Source organism: Marivita sp., from assembly GCF_020055635.1.
In the GTDB taxonomy this organism is placed as follows: Bacteria; Pseudomonadota; Alphaproteobacteria; order Rhodobacterales; family Rhodobacteraceae; genus Marivita.
Genome location: NZ_JAIPUT010000008.1, coordinates 1 through 18,575, shown reverse-complemented (window position 1 = coordinate 18,575; position 18,575 = coordinate 1). Strand labels below are relative to the sequence as shown.

General features: G+C 63.2%; 21 protein-coding genes. 15 read left to right on the top strand and 6 right to left on the bottom strand.

The features are described 5' to 3' along the window. The first annotated feature begins 154 nt into the window (after positions 1 to 154). The 5 genes from LCF60_RS06070 to LCF60_RS06050 all read left to right on the top strand — a co-directional run bounded on the left by LCF60_RS06070 (position 155) and on the right by LCF60_RS06050 (position 4,982). The gene (locus LCF60_RS06070) at positions 155 to 1,126 is read left to right on the top strand and encodes a TRAP transporter substrate-binding protein (RefSeq protein ID WP_292290408.1); all 972 of its coding nucleotides are present in this window, start codon (positions 155 to 157) and stop codon (positions 1,124 to 1,126) included. An 11-nt stretch (positions 1,127 to 1,137) separates the two neighbouring features. Further along, complete coding sequence (locus LCF60_RS06065; protein WP_292290407.1) at positions 1,138 to 1,659, top strand: TRAP transporter small permease; 522 nt, start codon at positions 1,138 to 1,140, stop codon at positions 1,657 to 1,659. Continuing rightward, positions 1,659 to 2,945 carry a TRAP transporter large permease gene (locus tag LCF60_RS06060; protein ID WP_292290406.1) on the top strand — a complete coding sequence of 429 codons (1,287 nt, stop codon included), beginning with the start codon at positions 1,659 to 1,661 and terminating at the stop codon, positions 2,943 to 2,945. The genes LCF60_RS06065 and LCF60_RS06060 overlap by 1 nt, the downstream gene beginning before the upstream one ends. Next, complete coding sequence (locus LCF60_RS06055) at positions 2,945 to 3,631, top strand: aspartate/glutamate racemase family protein (RefSeq protein WP_292290404.1); 687 nt, start codon at positions 2,945 to 2,947, stop codon at positions 3,629 to 3,631. Before LCF60_RS06060 ends, LCF60_RS06055 begins: the two co-directional genes overlap by 1 nt. Positions 3,632 to 3,707: 76 nt before the next feature. Continuing rightward, positions 3,708 to 4,982 (top strand): hydantoinase/carbamoylase family amidase, encoded by a 1,275-nt coding sequence (locus tag LCF60_RS06050; protein WP_292290403.1) that lies wholly within the window; start codon positions 3,708 to 3,710, stop codon positions 4,980 to 4,982. A gap of 72 nt (positions 4,983 to 5,054) precedes the next feature. On the opposite strand, the gene LCF60_RS06045 is transcribed toward LCF60_RS06050, so the two are convergent. The 3 genes from LCF60_RS06045 to LCF60_RS06035 form a co-directional block, all read right to left on the bottom strand. After that, positions 5,055 to 5,726 carry a hypothetical protein gene (locus LCF60_RS06045; RefSeq protein WP_292290401.1) on the bottom strand — a complete coding sequence of 224 codons (672 nt, stop codon included), beginning with the start codon at positions 5,724 to 5,726 and terminating at the stop codon, positions 5,055 to 5,057. Then, a complete protein-coding gene (locus LCF60_RS06040) occupies positions 5,727 to 7,127 on the bottom strand; it encodes a selenium-binding protein SBP56-related protein (protein WP_292290399.1) in 1,401 nt (466 codons plus the stop codon). A gap of 81 nt (positions 7,128 to 7,208) precedes the next feature. Continuing rightward, positions 7,209 to 7,967 carry an IclR family transcriptional regulator gene (locus LCF60_RS06035; protein WP_292290398.1) on the bottom strand — a complete coding sequence of 253 codons (759 nt, stop codon included), beginning with the start codon at positions 7,965 to 7,967 and terminating at the stop codon, positions 7,209 to 7,211. Between the two features lie 262 nt (positions 7,968 to 8,229). On the opposite strand from LCF60_RS06035, the gene LCF60_RS06030 reads away from it, so the two are divergent. From LCF60_RS06030 to LCF60_RS06005, 6 genes are all read left to right on the top strand, one after another. Then, positions 8,230 to 9,048: a DeoR/GlpR family DNA-binding transcription regulator gene (locus LCF60_RS06030; RefSeq protein ID WP_292290397.1), complete on the top strand. Its 819-nt coding sequence runs from the start codon at positions 8,230 to 8,232 to the stop codon at positions 9,046 to 9,048. A gap of 27 nt (positions 9,049 to 9,075) precedes the next feature. Further along, positions 9,076 to 10,050: a phosphate/phosphite/phosphonate ABC transporter substrate-binding protein gene (phnD, locus tag LCF60_RS06025; RefSeq protein WP_292290396.1), complete on the top strand. Its 975-nt coding sequence runs from the start codon at positions 9,076 to 9,078 to the stop codon at positions 10,048 to 10,050. A 65-nt stretch (positions 10,051 to 10,115) separates the two neighbouring features. Continuing rightward, complete coding sequence (gene phnC / locus LCF60_RS06020; protein ID WP_292290394.1) at positions 10,116 to 10,910, top strand: phosphonate ABC transporter ATP-binding protein; 795 nt, start codon at positions 10,116 to 10,118, stop codon at positions 10,908 to 10,910. After that, the gene (gene phnE, locus LCF60_RS06015; RefSeq protein ID WP_292290392.1) at positions 10,907 to 11,722 is read left to right on the top strand and encodes a phosphonate ABC transporter, permease protein PhnE; all 816 of its coding nucleotides are present in this window, start codon (positions 10,907 to 10,909) and stop codon (positions 11,720 to 11,722) included. The genes phnC and phnE (LCF60_RS06015) overlap by 4 nt, the downstream gene beginning before the upstream one ends. Beyond that, complete coding sequence (gene phnE, locus LCF60_RS06010; protein WP_292290390.1) at positions 11,722 to 12,540, top strand: phosphonate ABC transporter, permease protein PhnE; 819 nt, start codon at positions 11,722 to 11,724, stop codon at positions 12,538 to 12,540. Before phnE (LCF60_RS06015) ends, phnE (LCF60_RS06010) begins: the two co-directional genes overlap by 1 nt. A 5-nt stretch (positions 12,541 to 12,545) precedes the next feature. Then, positions 12,546 to 13,442, top strand: coding sequence for an HAD hydrolase-like protein (locus LCF60_RS06005; RefSeq protein ID WP_292290389.1), 897 nt, complete (start codon positions 12,546 to 12,548; stop codon positions 13,440 to 13,442). Positions 13,443 to 13,673: 231 nt separating this feature from the next. Here the strand turns inward: LCF60_RS06005 and LCF60_RS06000 are convergent, their stop codons facing one another. Continuing rightward, a complete protein-coding gene (locus LCF60_RS06000) occupies positions 13,674 to 14,591 on the bottom strand; it encodes a hydrogen peroxide-inducible genes activator (protein ID WP_292290548.1) in 918 nt (305 codons plus the stop codon). A gap of 107 nt (positions 14,592 to 14,698) precedes the next feature. Here LCF60_RS06000 and LCF60_RS05995 point away from each other — a divergent pair, with 107 nt between their 5' ends. The 4 genes from LCF60_RS05995 to LCF60_RS05980 all read left to right on the top strand — a co-directional run bounded on the left by LCF60_RS05995 (position 14,699) and on the right by LCF60_RS05980 (position 17,810). Beyond that, on the top strand, positions 14,699 to 15,361 hold the full coding sequence (locus LCF60_RS05995; RefSeq protein ID WP_292290388.1) for a peroxiredoxin: 663 nt from the start codon (positions 14,699 to 14,701) through the stop codon (positions 15,359 to 15,361). Between the two features lie 193 nt (positions 15,362 to 15,554). Then, positions 15,555 to 15,992: a hypothetical protein gene (locus tag LCF60_RS05990; protein ID WP_292290387.1), complete on the top strand. Its 438-nt coding sequence runs from the start codon at positions 15,555 to 15,557 to the stop codon at positions 15,990 to 15,992. A 136-nt stretch (positions 15,993 to 16,128) separates the two neighbouring features. Continuing rightward, positions 16,129 to 17,439 (top strand): FAD-dependent oxidoreductase, encoded by a 1,311-nt coding sequence (locus LCF60_RS05985; protein WP_292290386.1) that lies wholly within the window; start codon positions 16,129 to 16,131, stop codon positions 17,437 to 17,439. Positions 17,440 to 17,450: 11 nt separating this feature from the next. Then, positions 17,451 to 17,810, top strand: coding sequence for a DUF5368 domain-containing protein (locus LCF60_RS05980; protein ID WP_292290384.1), 360 nt, complete (start codon positions 17,451 to 17,453; stop codon positions 17,808 to 17,810). Between the two features lie 108 nt (positions 17,811 to 17,918). Here LCF60_RS05980 and LCF60_RS05975 read toward each other — a convergent pair whose 3' ends face one another. Continuing rightward, complete coding sequence (locus tag LCF60_RS05975; protein ID WP_292290383.1) at positions 17,919 to 18,137, bottom strand: hypothetical protein; 219 nt, start codon at positions 18,135 to 18,137, stop codon at positions 17,919 to 17,921. Beyond that, positions 18,128 to 18,271, bottom strand: coding sequence for a hypothetical protein (locus LCF60_RS05970; RefSeq protein ID WP_292290382.1), 144 nt, complete (start codon positions 18,269 to 18,271; stop codon positions 18,128 to 18,130). Before LCF60_RS05970 ends, LCF60_RS05975 begins: the two co-directional genes overlap by 10 nt. Positions 18,272 to 18,575 lie beyond the last annotated feature (304 nt).

The following is an 18,575-nucleotide window of genomic DNA, read 5'->3' as shown; positions in this document are numbered from 1 at the left end:
GATCTTTCCCCCGCAGCAAACGCCCAGATTTTATGCAGGCGTCAGGAATCCCGGCCTGCCGGATGGGAAAAGGTTTTTTCCTATCATGAAATTGGGGAAAAATTGTTTTCACATCACCCAGGTTTTTATTTCATTCGATCAGGAGAATCGCACCATGACCCATCATCTGCTCTTGGCAGCCACCATCGCCACCCTGCCTGTCCTCGCCTCGGCCCAGACCGTGCTGCAGATCAATTCATCCCTGCCGGACGGATCCTTCGCCCATGTGTTCCTGCAGGAATACGAAACCCGCCTCGAAGCGGCAGCGCCTGGGGAGATCGACGTCCAGATCTTCATGTCCAACACATTGGGCAAGGAAGAGGACGTGCTTCAGGGCCTGACCCTTGGCACGCACCATGCGTCGCTGTCGGCATCGGCGGTGTCCCAGATCAACACACGCACGGCGATCTTTGACCTGCCCTACCTGTTCGAAGACCGCGCCGCCGTTCAGACCTTCGCCGCGAGCCCCGCAGGCGACATGCTGACCGACGGGTTTGACGGAACAGGTATGGTGCTTGCCGCGATGTGGGACAACGGGTTCCGGCAGATCACCAACAAGGTGCGCCCGATCGTCGTGCCCGCCGACCTCGAAGGTCTGAAGATCCGCACCCCGACGAACAAGCAGCGCGTCGAGATGTTCAACACGTTGGGCGCCAACGCCACGCCGCTGTCCTTTGGCGAAGTCTATTCAGCGCTTGATCAGGGCACCATCGACGGTCAGGAAAACCCCGCCAATGTCGTCGACACGGCCAAGCTTTTCGAGGTGCAGGGCTACATGTCTCTGTCCAACCACGTCTATCTTCCGACCTTCCTCGTCTTCGGGGAGCCGTTCCTTGCCGGTCTCGATCCGGCCCTGAAAGACACGGTTCTGAGCGTGGCCCGGGAGGTGGCACCGTGGACCTTTGAATGGGGCGAGACCACCGATACCGAGACCATCGCGGCGCTGTCGGACAAACTGGCGGTGAACGAGATCGACTTTGCCGCGTTTCAGGCCGCCGCTGCCCCGCTTTATGCCAGCCCGACCTTCGTCGACGTGATTGGGGAAGACATGATCGCCGCGACCAAGGCTGCGCTTGGAATCGAGTAGGGAAACCGGTGATGGACCGCCTGGCGCATCTGATCGACATCCTCGACCGCTGGACGACAGCCGTGCTCGACGCGTTGGTGATCGCCATGGCGGGACTTCTGCTGATCCTTCTGAACTGGGCGGTCTTCGCCCGGTTCGTCCTGAACGACAGCGTGTCGTGGGGCGAAGAGCTTCCGGCGCATATTCTGGCCGCGCTGACCTTCATCGGTGCAGCGTATCTGACCCGAACCAACGAACACCTCGGCTTCGACGCGGTCCTGCGGGTCATGTCGCCCCTGCTCAAGCGCGTGGTCACGGGAATCAACCTGATCCTGATGGGGGGCTTCGGCGGTTTGATGGCGTGGTACGGCGGGATCGCCGCGTTGAGTTTCGCGGGACGGACCCTGATCTCGGTCGATCTGTCGATGATGCTGTTTCGCGGCACGATGGCCGTGGGCGGTCTGCTCATCACGATTTTCTGCGCGGTGCGCCTTGTCGGCATCGCAACCGGGCGTATCGCGCCTGATGACCTTCTTCCGGAAAGTGACGCCTGATGTTCCTTGATCCCGGCTGGATGATCCTGATCCTGCTTCTCGTGCTGCTGATTGCAGGGTTGCCGATCGCCTTCGTGCTGGGTGTGACAGCCGCCACGATGATCCTGCTTGATCCGGCGGTGGTGCCGCAGATCATCGGGCTGATCCCCTTTGGTGGCGCCAACAATTACCTGCTGGTCGCGGCGTTGCTGTTCATGATCGCGGGCGAAATCATGAACCAGGGCAAGATCGCCGAAAAGCTGATCGCCTTCGCGGCCTCGCTGGTCGGCCATATCCGGGGCGGACTGGCGCATGTCAACATCCTGACATCGCTGTTTTTTTCCGAGATCTCGGGCACCGCCACATCGGATGCCGCCGCCATCGGATCGGTGATGATCCCGCAGATGCGCAAGCGCGGCTATCCGGCGGCCTTTGCAGCGGCGGTCACGTCGACCTCGGCCACGATGGCGATCATCGTGCCGCCTTCGCTGAACCTGATCCTCTATGCCTATGTCGCCAATGCCTCGATCGCGGAGCTGTTCGCGGCGGGCATCCTGCCGGGCATCATGGTCTGCGCCCTGCTGATGGGCACCGCCTATGTCATTTCGGTCAAGCGCGGGTATCCGACCGAGGGCGAATTTTCCCTCAAGCGGGTGGCGGAAACCGGCAAGGACGCGGCGATCCCGCTGACCCTGCCGATCCTCATTCTTGTCGGCATCCTTGGCGGCATCTTCACCGCGACCGAAGCGGGCGCCATCGCCGCCTTCTGGTCGATCGTACTGGCGGCGCTGGTTTACCGCACTGTTCGGATGGGCACGCTGATCGACACGCTGCGGGTGGCGGGCAAGCGGTCGGCGATGCTGATGTTCATCGTGGCGACCTCGACCCTGCTGGGCTGGTACCTGACCAACCAGCGCATCCCGCAAGAAATCGCGCAGGCCATCCTGGGGATTTCCGAGAGCTACTGGGTCGTCCTGCTGGCGATCAACGTGTTCTTCCTGCTGGCCGGCACGATCATTCACGGCACTCCGGCGATCCTGATGCTGGTGCCGATCTTTCTGCCGCTGGCGGATCAGCTGGGCATCGACCGGGTGCATTTCGGCCTGATCCTGACGATCAACCTGGGCATCGGGCAACAGACCCCGCCGGTGGCATCTGTGGTGCTGATCACCTGCGCAATCGCCAAGATCTCGATTGCCAAGATCATCCCGTCGATGCTGTGGTTCATCGGCGCCATGCTGATAGCGCTTGTCCTCGTGAACCTGTTTCCGGCGATTTCGCTCTGGTTGCCGTCGGTGATCGTCTGATGCGGCTGCTTGTGGTCAATCCCAACACGTCGCAGGGCATCACCGACCGGATCGCGTTGGCTGCCCAGGCCGCGGCGCAGCCCGGCGAGCATGTCATCACCCTGCCTGCCGCCTTCGGGCCGGACCTGATCGTCACGGCTCAGGACGGGGTCGAGGCCGCGCGCGGCGTGGTCGCCACCATTCGCCGGCATCCCGAACGCCCGGACGGGATCGTTCTGGCATCGTTCGGAGATACCGGGGCCGAAGAGGTGCGCGCCCTGTGGCCCGACATTCCGGTCATCGGCATCGCCGAAGCGGCCTTCGAGACCGCGCGCCATATCGGCGGCTCCTTTGCCATCGTCACCTTCGCGCCCGAGGTCGCTCCGCCCCTGCGTGACAAGGCCATCGAGCACGGTGTCGGGCATGTCCTGTTGCGGGTGGCCGCGCTGCCGGAGCCGTTGCCCGGAGATCCCGCGTCGGTCGCGGATGATCGGTTCCTGCGGTTGCTGGACCTGTGCAACGACTGCGTGACCGAAGGCGCAAGAAGCATCGTCATGGGAGGTGGGCCGCTTGCGGGGCTTGCCTCACGGATCGCACCGCGTTGCCCGGTCCCGATCATCGACGGCACGCAAGAGGCGATCCGCCAGATCCGGTCGCGCATCCGGACAGGACATCCCGCCAGCCGCGTGAAGGCGCCCGAGGCATGACGCCTCGGATCATCACCGCACGCAGGACCGCCGGCACAAGGGTTTGCACCCGGATCACTGTCGGACGGGCGACGACGTGACCGGCAGAACGCCCCTCGCCCGTGCGAAACGGCTGTTCGACGAACTGCTTCAGATGAGCGCCGACGCGCCTGGTGTGACACGTGCGAGCTTTGGCCCGATCGAGGACGCGGCCCATGCGATGATCCGCCGCGAGGCCGACGCGCTGGGTCTGGAAACGCGAACCGACGCCATCGGCAATCTTTACGTCACGCTCCCCGGAACGGATCGCGACGCGCCTGTGCTGATGACCGGCTCGCATCTCGACAGCGTGCCTCATGGCGGGAATTTCGACGGTGCAGCGGGGGTTCTTGCCGGGCTGGTGCTGCTGGAGCGGCTGGCGTGCGGGCCGCAACCGCCCTGCGATGTCACCCTGATGGCCATTCGCGCGGAAGAGATGATCTGGTTTCCCGAACACTACCTTGGCAGCCGGGCCGCCTTTGGACTGTTGCCGCAAGACGCCCCCGACCGCGTGCGCCGCAGCGACACCAAGCGCAGCCTGGCCGACCACATGACGCAAGCGGAGTTCGATCCGCAGGCGATCCGCGACGGGCGCCCGCTGCTTGACCGGAACAGCATCGCGGCCTTTGTCGAGGTCCATATCGAACAAGGCCCGGTTCTGGTCGAAGCGAAGCGCCCTGTCGGGATCGTCACCGCGATCCGGGGCAATATCCGGCACAGGTTTTGCAGGATCGAGGGCGAGACCACACATGCCGGCGGCGTGCCCCGCCAGAGCCGCCGGGACGCCGTGCTGGCAGGGGCCGAGTTGGCCCATGCGATGGAAACCCATTGGCTGGCGGTCGAGGCCAGGGGCGACGACATGGTTCTCACGCTGGGCGAATTCAGCACGGACACCGCGCTGCACGGCATCACCAAGGTGCCTGGCCTCGTGACCTTCACGATTGATGTGCGCAGCCAGGACGACGCCGTTCTGAACCGCTTCGAGGCCTGGGTGCAGGCGCAGGCAAGGATCATCGCGGAGCGCCGGGACGTACGGATCGACCTTGGCCCCTTCACCCAGGCAGCAGCAGCCCCGATGGATGGCAGACTCCGGCGCGGGCTGGTCGCGGCGGCGCAGAGCCGCGGCATCGAGACCCTCGACCTGCCCTCGGGCGGCGGGCATGATTGCGCGACATTCGCCGATCAGGGCATCCCGTCGGCCATGCTGTTCATCCGCAACGAAAACGGAAGCCACAACCCGGCCGAGGCGATGGATCTCGCGGATTTCGGCAAGGCCTGCGACGTGCTTCATGCGTGGGCTTGCGACCACCTCGGAGTGACGCCGCGCCTCTAGCCGATGGCATGTGCAGCCGACAGGATCAGCCTCGTCTGGCGGCATCGGCCGAACGGGGATGTGCGCGCGCGCTTAGTGGCCGTGCAGGGCAAAATAGATCCCGAAGGACCCCACGAGGATCAGGCTCAGCGCCCAGAGGATGTCGAGGTTGAACCACGTCCGCGACAGGAATTTCAGCCCGAAGTAGAAATAGATGGCGGCGGCAATGACGCCGCCCGCCAGGGTCATCGCCAATGTATGCGCCAGCGCCACGAAGAAGGCCGAGGCCACGTTCTGCCCCATCAGTTGCCGCGCGGCTTCGTGCCCGCCCTCACCCGGATCGACCCCGCAGATGCCCAGGTAAATCGGCACCAGCATCAACCCGGCCCCATGCGCCATGGCCGCGAGAAACGACCAGAGCACCAGCCTGGACGGATGCACCCGCGCCAGGAACCTCGGGTGCCTGCGATTGATCAGCAGGTAGATCCCGACAGCAACCACCAAGGCTCCGGCCCCGATGCGGATTTCGGTTTCCCAGTCGATCAGGGCCGTCATCATCGAGAACGGCAGCAGGATCGCCAGCATCGCCAGCAGATGCCCGAGCGCCAGCGCCAGGATGGCCTTGACCATCGCCTTGTGACGCCCCTCCATCAGCCCGGCCGACACGGCAAGCGGCCAGCCCATGCCGGGATTGATCCCGTGATAGAAACCGGAAAAGATGACGGCCCCCCAGAGGGCCGTCAACGTGCTTGCATCGGTTTCCATTCAGACGTTGGGATAGCAGAAGCTGTCGGTCGAACAGTCTCCACCCTCGAGCCTGATCTGGTGGGCGCGGTGGCCTTTGGGGAAATCGATGTAGAAATCCGTGTCCAGCGTCAGCCCGCCGTTTTCTCCGACACGGGCCATGACCATCTGGCCGCCCTCCTGATCGGGATAGAACTGCTTGTCCCAGGTCGAATAGAGCGAATTGGTCCAGTAGACCCGCTTTCCGTCGCGGCTGATCTCGACCATCTGGGGGCCGAAGGCGAAGTCACCCCCACCCGGATGCTTGGTGCCGCGCGCGATGCCACCCAGTTCGACCTTGCCGGTCAGCTTGGGGTTCATCGGGTCCGACACGTCATATTGGTGCATCTCGCCAAGACCCCAGCAGGCGACATACAGATACTTGTCATCAAGGCTGAGGTCGATATCGGTGACCAGCGGCGGCACGGCCCCGAACCCTTGCAACAGCGGCGGAAGATTGGCCGGGTCTTCCGGGCGCGGGTCGATGGTGATGGTCTTCTTGGACTGCCAGGTGCCGTCTTCGCCGCGCCACCAGGTGAAGATCGCGCCTTGCAGGTTGGTGGTGTCCACCACGACACCGCAAAACCCGTAGGATTTCTTCGGGTCATGGGCAGGCCGGATTTCCAGCGCCATCTGGTAATTCTCGCCGAAATCCATGGTCTGGATGTTCTTGCGCTTGCGCAGGTCCCAGAAATGGATCGAATGGCCGTACTTGTTGGACAGAAGATCCTCGGCGACGATGCCGTTTTCGAATTGCGGCGGCAGGCCCCATTCCGAACTGACCATGTAATCCTGCGGCAGATTCCACCAGAAATCGTAATGCTTGTCCTGCTTGCCCCGGTCCATTTCGTATTGGCCGATGATCTCGAAGGTTTCGCAATCCATGATGAAGATGCCCGGAGGCCCATCGATGCCGTCTTTGCCACCGCCGCCAAGGGTCGAGACATAGATGCCCTCGGGGCCGCAATGGATGGTATGGGGCCGCGAATAGCCGGTTTTGGCAAACACTTCCTCGGGCTCGATGATCTTGTGGATCTTCAGGTCCAGCGGATCCTTGGTGTCGATGACGTAGATCCGCGACGACCGGATGCCCGGCACGATCAGGTAGCGCCGTTCAAGAAAGGCATGACCGGAAAGCGGCGACAGCGAGGACGAACAGGCGTTCCATCCGAAATGGTGAAATTCGTCCCCCTTGTTCGGCATCAACAGCGTATGCACGATGGTGCCGTAGCTGTCGGAACCGGGGTTGAGATCGATCACCGCGATCCCGTCGGGCTGCGCGCCGTCGGGGCTGAGCATCACCGTGAAGGCATAGTTCTCCACGGGGGCCTGCATGGCAAGTTGGGCGGTGGCATGGAATGTCGGATCAGGTCGCAAAGTCATGTGAATTCCTCCCTTGAATGTTGTGGTCCCTGACGGGCCGTCGTGACGTGTTTCCTTTCTTCGGCTCGGGCCGAGGTCTCCTCAAACCTCGGCCACGTTGCACAGTTGAATGGCTCCGCTGACGCGGCTGGCCAAATCGACAAGGTTGCGACCGATTTCGGAGCGATAGGTCCTGCCGAAGCGCCGGATTGGGCCCACCGCCCCCACGCTGAAGGTCGCGCCGATATTGCCGATCGAGACCGGGGCCGCGACGCTGGCGATGCCGATATCGATCTCCTGGTCGCAATCCGCAAAACCCTGCGCGACAATCCGGTCGAATTCCGCACGCAACTCGGTTTCGGTGGTCTTGGTGTGTTCGGTATAGGCCTTGAGGCTGCCGCTGATGATCCGGGCCTGAAACTCGGGTTCGGCAAAGGCCGCGATCGCCTTGGAACAGGAACAGGCATGCAAGGGGCGCACGCCGAGGCCGGGGCTGATATAGGCGCGGGCCGGGTCGACGGGTGTCTCGACATGGATGATCTCGACCTGTTCGTTGCGAAACCGCGACAGGAACACCGTTTCATTGAACTGGACCGCCGCCGCCTTGAGCAACGGCGCCGCGGCACGCCGGACATCCACGTCGGATTTGCCCAGCAAGGCGATCCGGATCAGACGCTCGCCGATGACCACACGCCCGTCCTTCGATGGTGCCTCGACGAGCCCGTGATCCTGAAGCGTCTGGATCAACCGGTAGCACGTCGGCTTGGGCAGCCCCGTCGCCTTCTGGATCTCGACCGCCGATACGGGCCGCCCGGCGACGGCAACGACTTCGAGCAGGGATATCAGGCGGTCCACGTGCATGGGATCGATCAATCTTGAATTGTAAGACGCGTTCTCGAACTATGATACGCGCCTTTGAAAAAGCAAGAACAATCACGCACGGGCCGCGCCCTGCCTGTTTGCTTGCGAACCCGACACCGGCGATCAGGCGCGGATGTGTGACGATCGACAAGCTGCCGGCCTCGGTCCGTCATCGGCGCTGAAGCCAAAACGAGGGTAATCCAACAAAATATTTGCAAAAACGAAGAAATAGCCACAATTTCCAGATCAGGGAGTGAGTCGCGTGTCGGAACAGATCATGCTGGATAACGGGCCCAGGACGGCCGGCGGAAAGCTCAGGAAATCCGAGCGACGTCGACAGATCCTGCTTGAACTCAAGCTCCGGCCGCATGTGCGGATCAGTGCCCTTTCAGAGCGTTTCAATGTCTCGCCCGAGACCCTGCGACGGGATCTCGACGCGCTTGCGAAAGACCGGCTGATCGACCGCGCCCATGGCGGGGCGTCCGCGCCGTCGCAGGGACATTATCCCAGCCTGGACGAACGCAAATCCGCCCGCGTGGAAGAGCGTGCGCGGATCGCCCGGATCGCGGCGGCCTCGGTTCAGGAGGGCGAGACGCTGATGATCGATTCCGGCTCGACCACGATCGAGCTTGCAAAGGCTTTGGCGTTTCGCGGTGTCGCATGTACCGTGATCACCAATTCATTGCCCGTGGCGATGACGCTGGGCCATGGAGTCGCGAACGTCATGTTGTGCCCGGGTGAATACCAATCGGCGGAAGGCGCCGTGATCGGCACGGAAACTCTGGAATTTCTTCGGAATTTTCGGGTCGACCGGTGCATGATCGGCGCGTCGGGCGTGTCGGAGGAGGGCATTTCCGAAACCGTACGCGGCTTTGCGGCGGTCAAACGCGAAATGTTGCGCCGGGCGCGGGTGCGCGCTGTCCTGATCGATTCCGAAAAGTTCGCAATCGCGGGCCTTGCGCGGGCCGGCGCGATGCAGGACCTGTCGACCCTGTTCACCGATGCGCGACCGAAAGGGACGCTTCTTGCGGCGCTGGAAGCGGCACAAGTGGAAATCTGCGTGGCCGGACCGGCTGGCTAGATAAGAAACAAAAACTGGGAGGAAACCATGAAACTGAATATCACATTGCTTCTGGGCGCATCCGCGATGGCCCTGCTGTCTTTCGGGGCCACGGCCTCGGCGCAGGACTGTCCGCGCGGTGCGCTGGATGACCGGTATTGCGACACGGATGGCGACCTGATCGCGGATATCCCGACGGATGAAGGCGACCTGGTCGATCCGGATACGCTCGTCTTTGCCTATACGCCGGTCGAAGACCCGGCTGTCTATGCGACGGCATGGTCGGATTTCATCGACCACCTGTCCGAGGTGACCGGCAAGGAAGTGGTCTTCTTCCCCGTTCAAAGCAACGCGGCACAGATCGAAGCGATGCGGTCGGGCCGTCTGCACGTGGCCGGGTTCAACACCGGGTCCAATCCGCTCGCCGTGAATTGCGCCGGATTCCGCCCCTTCGCGCTCATGGCGGCGACAGATGGCAGTTTCGGCTACGAGATGGAAATCATCACCTATCCGGGCAGCGGCATCGAAAAGGTCGAGGACATCAAGGGCGGCCAACTGGCCTTCACCTCGCCAACGTCGAATTCCGGCTTCAAGGCGCCCTCGGCGATCCTGAAAGCCGAGTATGATCTGGTCGCCGAACGCGATTTCGAACCGGTCTTCTCGGGCAAGCACGACAATTCGATCCTGGGCGTCGCCAACAAGGACTATCCCGCCGCGTCGATCGCGAACTCGGTGCTGCACCGCATGACCGAACGCGAGGTCGTCACCGAAGACCAGATCGTGTCGATCTACACATCCCAGACCTTTCCGACGACGGGCTATGGCACCGCGCACAACCTGACGCCGGAGTTGCAGGAGCAGATCCGCGATGCCTTCATCAATTTCCAGTGGGAAGGCACGTCGCTGGAGGAAGAATTCTCGAAGTCGAACGAAGGCCAGTTCCTGCCGATGAACTACAAGGAGTTCTGGGCCGTCATCCGTCAGATCGACGCGGCCAACGGCGTCAGCTACGCCTGCGAATAACCGCCTAGCCCTTGATCGACAGGCCCATCCCCGGGCCTGTCACCAACCCTTGCGAGGGGTCTTTTATGCTGCGCCTGAACAAGCTGGTCAAAACCTACAAGACGGGGGACCAGGCCCTGAAATCCATCGACCTCGAGGTGCCGAAAGGTCAGGTCCTTGCCCTGATCGGTCCGTCGGGAGCCGGAAAATCGACCCTGATCCGATGCATCAACCGGCTGGTCGAACCCACCGGCGGCAGCATCCTGCTTGACGATGTGGACCTGTCGAAACTGGGCTCCGGCGCGTTGCGCAAGGCGCGGCGCGAGATGGGGATGATCTTTCAGGAATACGCGCTGGTCGAACGTCTGACGGTGATGGAAAACGTCCTGTCCGGACGCCTGGGCTATGTCGGCTTCTGGCGCAGTTTCCTGCGCAAGTATCCGCAACCGGATGTGGACGAGGCGTTTCGCCTGCTGGATCGCGTCGGGCTGCTGCACATGGCGGACAAGCGCGCCGACGAACTGTCGGGAGGTCAGCGCCAGCGGGTCGGGATCTGCCGCGCGCTGATTCAGAATCCCAAGCTCCTGCTGGTGGACGAACCGACCGCGTCGCTGGACCCGAAGACCAGCCGCCAGATCATGCGCCTGATCACCGAGCTGTGTCAGGAGCGCGGCCTTGCCGCGATCATCAACATTCACGACGTCGCCCTGGCGCAGATGTTCGTGCCGCGTGTCGTCGGGTTGCGCTTTGGCGAGATCGTCTATGACGGGCTGCCGACCGGTCTCACCTCCGACAAGCTGACCGAAATCTACGGCGAGGAGGACTGGGAGGCGACAATCGCCAAGGTGGACGAAGAAGACGAGATCGAGGCCGCGGAATGAGCCATCGCGAACTTGACGACATGCTGGGAACCAAATGGCGCAAGCCCAGCTTCGTGCCAAACCCCCTGCTCCGCTGGGTGCTGATCCTGGGGTTCATCGCCTACCTGATCGCCGCCTTCATGACGATCGACGTCAACTGGTCCCGGGTTTACGACGGGTTGGACCGTGGCGGCCAGTTCATCATGGCCTTTGCCAAACCGGACTTCGTCTCGCGGGCCGGCGATATCTGGAGCGGGCTGCTGGAAAGCATCGTGATGACGGTGGCGGCATCTGTCGTCGGCATCCTGATCTCGATCCCGATCGGTCTCGGGGCGGCCCGCAATATCGCGCCCATGCCGATCTACCTGATCTGCCGGGGCATCGTTGCCATCAGCCGCGCCCTGCAAGAGATCATCGTGGCGATCCTGCTGGTCGCAATCTTCGGTTTCGGCCCGCTTGCAGGTTTTCTGACCTTGTCCTTCGCCACGATCGGATTCCTGTCAAAGCTGCTGGCCGAGGACATCGAGTCGATGGACAGGGTGCAGGCCGAAGCGATCCGCGCATCGGGCGCCCGCTGGACGCAATGGATCAACTACGGCGTTCAGCCGCAGGTCATGCCCCGTCTTGTCGGCCTGTCGATGTACCGCATCGACATCAATTTCCGCGAAAGTGCAATTCTCGGTCTCGTCGGTGCCGGCGGCATCGGGGCGACGCTGAACACCGCCTTCGATCGGTATGAATACGATACCGCCGCCGCGATCCTGCTCCTGATCATCGGGATCGTGATGGCGCTCGAATACCTGTCGGGCATCATTCGCGCGAGGGTGCAGTAATGCCGGTGCTCGAGGATGTGAACGGCGTCCGGGAATGGCGCAGGCGGACCACCGGCCAGAGCCTGATCCGCTGGTTCGGGTGGCTGATCGGCGTCGCTGTCTTTGTCGTGTGCTGGCAACGCATATCGGACTCGACGACATGGTTCTTCGTCTGGGACGCGCCGCGGATCGCCGAAGACATCTGGACCCGTGCGACACCCCCGCGCTGGGAATACATCACGCAACTGGGGCGCCCGATCTGGGACACCTTCAACATTGCGACGCTGGGCACGATCATCGCCCTGTTCCTTGCCGTTCCGGTGGCGTTCCTGGCAGCGCGCAACACGACGCCGTCGGCGCTGTTCGTCCGACCTGTCGCGCTGCTGATCATCGTGGCGACACGGTCGATCAATTCGCTGATCTGGGCGCTTTTGCTGATTGCGATCATCGGCCCGGGCGTCTTTGCCGGGGTCGTCGCCATCGCCATCCGGTCCATCGGCTTTTGCGCCAAGCTGCTTTACGAGGCCATCGAGGAGATCGACGCGGCGCAGGTGGAGGCGATCACCGCCACCGGTGCGTCCCGCTGGCAGGTCATGGCCTACGGGATCGTGCCGCAGATCATGCCCGCCTTCGCCGGTATCGCGGTCTTCCGCTGGGACATCAACATCCGGGAATCCACCGTGCTCGGCCTTGTCGGCGCGGGCGGCATCGGGCTGCAGCTGTCGGCCTCGCTCAACGTGCTGGCCTGGCCGCAGGTGAGCCTCATCCTGATCGTCATTCTTGTCGCCGTCGTTCTGGGCGAGTGGGTGTCGGCCAAGGTCCGGGGGGCGATCATTTGATCTCGATGACCGCAGACCAGGCGTTCGCCGAATACGAGGCCGTGCGGCAGGTCTTGCCGCCGGTCGTCTCTGCCACAACCGCTGCCGTCTACCTCGAGGATCTCTCGGCGCTGAGCGATCGTTTCGACGCCTTTCTGCTGGATGCCTTCGGGGTTCTGAACATCGGGGAACAGGCCATACCGGGTGTGCAGGAGCGGGTCGCCGACCTGATCGCGTCCGGCAAGCGGGTGCTTGTCGTCTCGAATGCCGCGAGCGTCCCGCTGACCAGTCTGGTGGGGAAATACCGGCGTCTCGGATACCCGTTCGGACCCGAGGATATCGTCACCAGTCGCCAATCGCTTGCCGGGGCGCTGGATGGCGCAGGCGACAGGCTTTGGGGCCTCATGGGGGGCGATGTCGATGGGCTCGACGATCTGGGAACCGTGCGGACGACGCAACTGCTGGACGATCCGGACGCCTATGAGCAGGCCGGGGGCTTTCTTCTGATCGGCAGCGCGACCTGGACGGAAGAGCGGCAAACCCGGCTGGAGCGCGCCCTGAAGGCCAGGCCCCGTCCGGTTCTTGTCGGCAACCCGGACATCGTGGCGCCGCGCGACATCGGGTTCTCGGTCGAGCCGGGATATTTCGCGCATCGCCTGGCCAGAAGCACGGGCGTGGTGCCACGGTTCTTCGGCAAACCCTATGCGAATATCTATGATCTGGCCTTCGCCCGGCTTGGGCCGATCGACCGGTCCCGGATCGTGATGGTCGGCGACAGCCTGCATACCGACATCCTGGGCGCGCAGGCCGCCGGCGTGCGGTCGGCGCTGATTGCCGGATATGGTTTCTTTGCGGATAGTGACGTACCCAGTGCCATCCAACGGTCTGGAATTTCACCGGATTTCGTTCTGACACGTCCCTGACACAGAAGGTTTCGGTGCGCTTGACCGAACCGCTGGGCGCCAACACGCTTCTGCATGGCAAGATCGCGGGCAGCCGTGAACAGTTCACCATCAGCCTGCCGGGTGTCCACCCGTTCGCCAGCGTGGGCGGCGACATGCGGTTTCGCGTTCAGGACGGTCAGGCGCACCTCTTCGATCCGGCGACCGGCCACCGCCTGGACCACGCCCGGACTTCGGCAGGTTCAACCCGGCTCAGGACGCGGCGCGCTTGTCCAGATAGCGGGCTCTGGCCCGGCGCAAGGTCTCTGCAATCTCGCGGAAGAGATCGGCATGGGCGGTGCTTTGCCGCCAGGCCAGCACCACGCGGCGCGGATTGGCGCCGGCAAGCTCTGACAGGTGCAGGTCGTGCCCCGCCGCGAGGCCCGCATCGGTGGCGAGATCCGGCAACAGGGTGATGCCGAGCCCCTCTTCGACCATCGACACAAGCGTCGGCAGGCTGGTCGCCGCAAACGACGCGTCTTCCTCGAGCGCGACACCCGGAACGCTGGACAAGGCGTGTTTCTGAAGACAATGGCCGCGCTCGAGCAGCAGCAATTCGCGCCCCGCCAGATCGGACCCGTCGATCCGCGACAGGTTCGCCAGAGGATGCGCGCGGGGTGTGGCAAGGCTGTAGCCGTCTTCGAACAGCAGCTCGGTCTGTAGCTGCGGCGGCAAGTCATGCGGCAGCGCGATCAGGATCAGGTCAAGCCGTCCGTCCAGAAGGCCGGCCACCAGCGCATCGGTCAATTCCTCGCGGATGAAAATCTTCATGTCGGGCCGCGCCGCCCTGAGCCTCGGCACGGCGCGCGGCAGCAGGAACGGACCCACTGTCGGGATGGCGCCAAGCCTGAGCCGGGTCATGCCGGCAGACAGCTCGGCCTGTGCGACGGCCTCGAAATCGGCGACGCACGCAAGGATATCGCGCGCCCGGTCGGCAAGGGTCTGTCCGACCGGCGTCATCAGGACGGAATGGGTGCTGCGTTCCGCCACCTTCACGCCAAGCCGGGCCTCCATCTCTTTCAGGCCGGTCGACAGGGTGGATTGGGTCACGTTGCAAAGCTCGGCTGCGCGCGAGAAATTTTCGGTCTCGGCGAGGGCCACGAGAAATCGCATCTGCCGCAGGGTTGTCATGGGGGTCACGCTTATCGATTTTCCAGATCACCATCTCCTTTTAATTCAATTTCCAGAATATAACCAGTGCGCCTATCGTCGACTCACAGACCACAAGGAGATCGAAGATGAACGCTCACACCGACATGACCGCCGCCACCGCAATGGCCTTTCCCCGCATCAACGAACCCGCTCCGGCGTTCGACGCGCTGACCACCGATGGTCGCAAGACGCTGGCCGATTATCGCGGCAAATGGCTGATCCTGTTTTCGCACCCGGCAGATTTCACCCCCGTCTGCACCACCGAATTCACCGCCTTCGCCCGCCGGGCCGATGATTTCGCCTCCCTCGACACGCAGCTTCTGGGCCTGTCGATCGACAGTCATTACGCCCATATCGCGTGGGTCCGGTCGATCAAGGACACTTTCGGCATCGACATCCCCTTCCCGATCATTGCCGATCTCGACATGAAGGTGGCGCAGGCCTACGGCATGATCCAGCCCGGCGCATCGGACACCCAGGCGGTTCGTGCGACCTTCATCATCGACCCCGAGGGCATCCTGCGTGCGATGGTCTATTACCCGATGACCAATGGGCGTTCGGTTGATGAGTTCTACCGGCTCATCCAGGCCTTGCAGACCTCGGACACCCACAAGGTAGCGACGCCGGAAAACTGGAAACCGGGCGAGGATGTGATCGTCCCGACACCGCAAACGGCCGCCGCTGCCGAGGCGCGATTGTCCGAAGGCTATGACACCAAGGATTGGTATTTCTCCACGAAATCGCTCTAGGCCGGTCTGTGCTTTCCTTTCGCTGTGCCTACCGCGGCCAAAGGGAAGGAACGGCGTCACGCCCGTGGGTCGCATCGCCGTCGCGCCGGACGCCGGTCAACATGCCGGTCGGCAGGGCGGTCTTCCTGCCCGTGGCAAGCGGTCCAACACCCAACGCTCAACTTTCAAGCAACCTGAAAAGGACGAAAAACAGATGAAAAACCTGATCCTCGCCGCATGTGCGGCCATCACACTGACCGGACCGGCCCTGGCGCAGGACGCGCCTGACACGCTGGTGACGATCCTGACCGCACCCGAGCCGCAGACCCAGTTGATGGCAATGGTGCTGGCCATGTCATCGGCGCAGCAGGGGATTGCGCAGCATATCCTGCTCTGTGGCCCCGCCGGAGACATCGCGCTGAAAGACGCGCCGGCCTCTGCCACAGCCCCGCAACCGCCGCGCGACATGAGCCCGAAAGGACTTCTGTCCAAGATCGCCGAATTGCCGAACGCAAAGATCGAGGTCTGCGCGATCTATCTGCCCGGCAAGGGGGCGCAGGCCGATGTTCTGATGGAGGGTGTCACCGTGGCACAACCCCCGGCCATGGCGGCTGCCATGACCGCGCCGAATGCGCGGATCGCCAGCTACTGACATCCGTCATCAGACAGCCCCCGCCCCGCCAACCGGCCGGGGCGGGCCGGTTCTTGATGGGTTTGATACATATCAAATCCTGCATCTCAGAAATGTCATATGCAACGGCAGGAATGTATATCCCGAGGAGGATCCCATGACCAAGCTGACCGCAACAAGGCGCCAGTTCTTCGGGCTTGCCGCTGGTGGTGCCGCTGCGGCGGCGCTGGCTGCGCCAGGCGATGTCCGGGCGCAGGTTGCCACGAAGGCGCGGATCGTCATCATCGGTGCAGGCGCCGGGGGCACCGCGCTGGCCAACCGGCTGGTGACGCGACTGGACGGGGCCGAGATCACGCTGATCGACCCACGGGTCGAGCATCTGTACCAACCCGGCCTGTCGCTGGTTGCCGCCGGGTTGAAACCCGCCAATTACGTCGTGACCAAGACAACCGACTGGCTGCCCGACACTGTGACCCTGATCGCCGAGGCCGCCGCCGAGATCGATCCGGACGCAAAGACCGTCACCACGGCGAGCGGTCAAAGCGTGGCTTATGATTTCCTGGTCGTCGCACCGGGGCTTGTGCTGGATCACGACGCGATCGAAGGCTTCTCTCTCGACATGGTGGGACAGAACGGCATCGGCGCGCTGTATGCCGGTCCGCAATACGCCGCCGCGACGTGGAAAGCGGCGCAGGCCTATACGGAAACCGGCGGCGTGGGCCTTTTCACCCGCCCCGCGACCGAGATGAAATGCGCCGGCGCGCCGCTCAAGCACACCTTCCTGATCGAGGATATCGCCCGCACAGTGGGCACGCGCGGCAAGCTCGACGTGCATTACATGGCCAACAACAACAGCCTGTTCGGCGTGCCGATCGTTTCCGAGAAGGTCCGCATGCTGTTCGGGGACCGGGGCATCACGCCGGCCTATTCGCATGTCCTGCGCGGCATCGACGCCGGTGCAAGGACCGCCACGTTCGACACGCCTGACGGCAGCGTGACCCGCGACTATGATTACATCCACGTCATCCCGCCGCAGCGCGCCCCCGAGGTGATCCGCCAGTCCGGCCTGAGCTGGGCTGACAAATGGACCGATCAGGGTTGGGTCGAGTGTGACATGGCCAGCCTGCGGCACCTGCGCTACGACACGATCTGGGCCTTGGGCGACGTGGCGGGTGTGCCCAAGGGCAAGACCGCGGCATCGGTCAAATGGCAGGTGCCCGTGGTCGAGGATGGCATCCTTGCCGCCATTGAGGGCCGCGAGGCCACCGAAACCTATGACGGTTACACCTCGTGCCCGATGATCACCCGCGTTGGCCGGGCGATGCTGGTCGAGTTCGATTACCACAACAATCTTGTCCCGTCCTTTCCCGGCATCATCGCCCCGCTGGAAGAGCTCTGGATCAGCTGGCTGATGAAGGAAGTGGCGCTCAAGGCCACCTACAATGCCATGCTGCGCGGTCGGGCCTGAGGAGACACATCATGAAAGATCTCACATTCGGAACCATTCTGGCCGTGTTCGAGGAAATCTTCGGCATCGGGCTTTTCTGGGCCATGGTCGTCGTCGCGGCGCTTGTGACAATGGCCTATCTCTACGTGCTTATACGCGATCACAGCATCTCGTGGCGCAAGTTCCTGCTGGCGCAATTGTCGATGCCCATCGGCGCGATCGCTGCGGTCTGGTTCGTGCTGGTGATGACCAGTTCAAAGCTCACCGATCTTGGTGGTCCGGTGGATGTGATCGTGTTTCTCGGCATCGCGGCCGCGGGCGCGGTCGGCATCGCGATCCTGGTTTACACGGCGCAATCTCTGGTGATGCGCCAGCCCAAATCCGAGCCCTGACCCGCGCCCGCGATTCAGGCGATGGAGCGAGAACCCGACAGAGCGCCAGCCGTCGCTTTGGGTGATCTGATGCCCCTTGCCGCGTGAGCCAAAGGGTTCCCGAGCATATCAGCCATCGTCGGGATCCTTGTAGTTCTCCGGATCGAAGACGACGAAAAACTCGTAGATGCACCAGGCCGCCGCCGCTGCGGTCACGGCGGCCCAGAAGACATTGCCATTCGCCAGTTCGAACAGCGCCCAGCCCGACGCGATTGCGCAGACGGCCACTCTGCGCCCCTTCGGGGCAAAGAACGGCGACCGGACATTGAACATTTCTTTCAGGCCCATGGTCTGCGGTCCTTGTCGGTCTGTGCGCGGCGCATCACATCGCGCTGGGTTTCGGGCGCAGCGACCTGTGCCGCGCTTAGCCGCTTTTGCCGCGCTTTGGCGGTGAACATGGGTTCCTGCGATTGGTCACGCATCCTGTCGGTCCTTTTTTCTGGGTGTCCGCGGGTCACGATGCACCGTGCAGCTCGAGGCCCGCGCGGCCGCATATGTCGCGGATATGGTCGAAGCCGATTTTCGAGAAGCTGTTTGCCGGTCAATCCGCGTCGGGCCACGCGATGGTTGGTTCCCATCGGCGCGGACGATCAATGTCACTGCGGCCCGCGACACAGGCGCATGCCGGGCGCGCCGCCCGTCCAGGAAACTCGACCAGGGAAAGCTTGGGCGTCGTCAGATGGTTCGGCGCGGCATGTATCCTGTCCCCCCTTTCTCCCGGACGGC

Bases quoted from the DNA above. Each gene is read 5' to 3' on its own strand.
- phnE (WP_292290392.1), top strand. From the start codon at position 10,907: ATGAGCCATCGCGAACTTGACGACATGCTGGGAACCAAATGGCGCAAG.
- LCF60_RS06070 (WP_292290408.1), top strand. From the start codon at position 155: ATGACCCATCATCTGCTCTTGGCAGCCACCATCGCCACCCTGCCTGTC.
- LCF60_RS06000 (WP_292290548.1), bottom strand. From the start codon at position 14,591: ATGACAACCCTGCGGCAGATGCGATTTCTCGTGGCCCTCGCCGAGACC.
- LCF60_RS06065 (WP_292290407.1), top strand. From the start codon at position 1,138: ATGGACCGCCTGGCGCATCTGATCGACATCCTCGACCGCTGGACGACA.
- LCF60_RS06045 (WP_292290401.1), bottom strand. From the start codon at position 5,726: ATGGAAACCGATGCAAGCACGTTGACGGCCCTCTGGGGGGCCGTCATC.
- LCF60_RS05975 (WP_292290383.1), bottom strand. From the start codon at position 18,137: ATGGGCCTGAAAGAAATGTTCAATGTCCGGTCGCCGTTCTTTGCCCCG.
- LCF60_RS06055 (WP_292290404.1), top strand. From the start codon at position 2,945: ATGCGGCTGCTTGTGGTCAATCCCAACACGTCGCAGGGCATCACCGAC.
- LCF60_RS05985 (WP_292290386.1), top strand. From the start codon at position 16,129: ATGACCAAGCTGACCGCAACAAGGCGCCAGTTCTTCGGGCTTGCCGCT.
- LCF60_RS06060 (WP_292290406.1), top strand. From the start codon at position 1,659: ATGTTCCTTGATCCCGGCTGGATGATCCTGATCCTGCTTCTCGTGCTG.
- phnD (WP_292290396.1), top strand. From the start codon at position 9,076: ATGAAACTGAATATCACATTGCTTCTGGGCGCATCCGCGATGGCCCTG.
- LCF60_RS05980 (WP_292290384.1), top strand. From the start codon at position 17,451: ATGAAAGATCTCACATTCGGAACCATTCTGGCCGTGTTCGAGGAAATC.
- LCF60_RS06005 (WP_292290389.1), top strand. From the start codon at position 12,546: ATGACCGCAGACCAGGCGTTCGCCGAATACGAGGCCGTGCGGCAGGTC.
- LCF60_RS06035 (WP_292290398.1), bottom strand. From the start codon at position 7,967: ATGCACGTGGACCGCCTGATATCCCTGCTCGAAGTCGTTGCCGTCGCC.
- LCF60_RS05995 (WP_292290388.1), top strand. From the start codon at position 14,699: ATGAACGCTCACACCGACATGACCGCCGCCACCGCAATGGCCTTTCCC.
- LCF60_RS06040 (WP_292290399.1), bottom strand. From the start codon at position 7,127: ATGACTTTGCGACCTGATCCGACATTCCATGCCACCGCCCAACTTGCC.
- LCF60_RS05970 (WP_292290382.1), bottom strand. From the start codon at position 18,271: ATGCGTGACCAATCGCAGGAACCCATGTTCACCGCCAAAGCGCGGCAA.
- phnE (WP_292290390.1), top strand. From the start codon at position 11,722: ATGCCGGTGCTCGAGGATGTGAACGGCGTCCGGGAATGGCGCAGGCGG.
- phnC (WP_292290394.1), top strand. From the start codon at position 10,116: ATGCTGCGCCTGAACAAGCTGGTCAAAACCTACAAGACGGGGGACCAG.
- LCF60_RS05990 (WP_292290387.1), top strand. From the start codon at position 15,555: ATGAAAAACCTGATCCTCGCCGCATGTGCGGCCATCACACTGACCGGA.